The 1,050-nt window shown below is 62.8% G+C and carries 1 protein-coding gene; it reads left to right on the plus strand.

Translation table 11 applies throughout. The annotated features are described in order from the left end of the window. Positions 1-58 precede the first annotated feature (58 nt). Positions 59-1,050, plus strand: a 992-nt coding sequence (locus ACXRVY_RS31190; RefSeq protein ID WP_458239232.1) for an MFS transporter, incomplete at its 3' end; no start/stop codon positions are given.

A 1,050-nucleotide genomic window follows, 5' to 3' on the forward strand; every position in this document is an offset into this window, starting at 1 on the left:
GGGTTCTCGACCATAATAATTCGCTCCACCGGAGCACATGACTGTCAGGGATAACCGCATGACGACCAGCACGACTTACAGCGACTCCACGCCTGCGCAACCGACGAACTCAGCCACCCGCGTGGCCACCGCGAGTTTTATCGGCACAGCCATCGAGTTCTATGACTTCTACGTTTACGCCACCGCCGCTGCGCTGGTGATCGGCCCGGTGTTCTTTCCACAGACATCCGGCACCGCCCAGATGCTTTCGGCGTTTCTCACGTTCGGTATCGCCTTCCTTGCACGCCCCTTGGGTTCAGCCCTTTTCGGTCACTTCGGTGACCGTATCGGTCGCAAATCGACCCTGGTCGCATCGCTGCTGCTGATGGGCGTATGCACCACGCTGATCGGCGTGCTGCCAGGTTACGACAGCATTGGCGCCTGGGCACCGATCCTGCTTTGCGTCCTGCGCTTCGGACAAGGCCTTGGATTGGGCGGTGAATGGGGTGGCGCGGCATTGCTGGCCACGGAGAACGCGCCGAAAGGCAAACGCGCATGGTTCGGCATGTTCCCGCAGCTGGGTCCATCCATCGGCTTTCTGGCGGCCAACGGCTTGTTCCTGACCCTGGCCGTGGTGCTGGACGATGACCAGTTCCGCTCGTGGGGCTGGCGTATTCCGTTCCTGCTCAGCGCGGCGCTGGTGATGGTCGGCCTGTACGTGCGCCTCAAGCTGCATGAGACCCCGGTATTCGCCAACGCCATGGCGCGCCAGGAACGAGTGAAGATCCCGCTGTTCGAGCTGTTCGGCCAATACTGGGCGCCCGTCTTGCTGGGCGCCGGCGCGATGGTGGTGTGCTACGCGCTGTTTTACATCTCCACCGTGTTTTCCCTGAGTTACGGCGTGGCAACGCTCGGCTACAGCCGTGAAACCTTCCTCGGGCTGCTGTGCTTCGCCGTGCTGTTCATGGCTGCCGCCACCCCGCTGTCGGCCTGGGCCAGCGACCGCTACGGGCGCAAACCGGTGCTGATCATCGGTGGCGTGCTGGCGATCCTGTCCGGCTTCCTCATGGA

The organism is Pseudomonas sp. P5_A2_2, assembly GCF_054177685.1.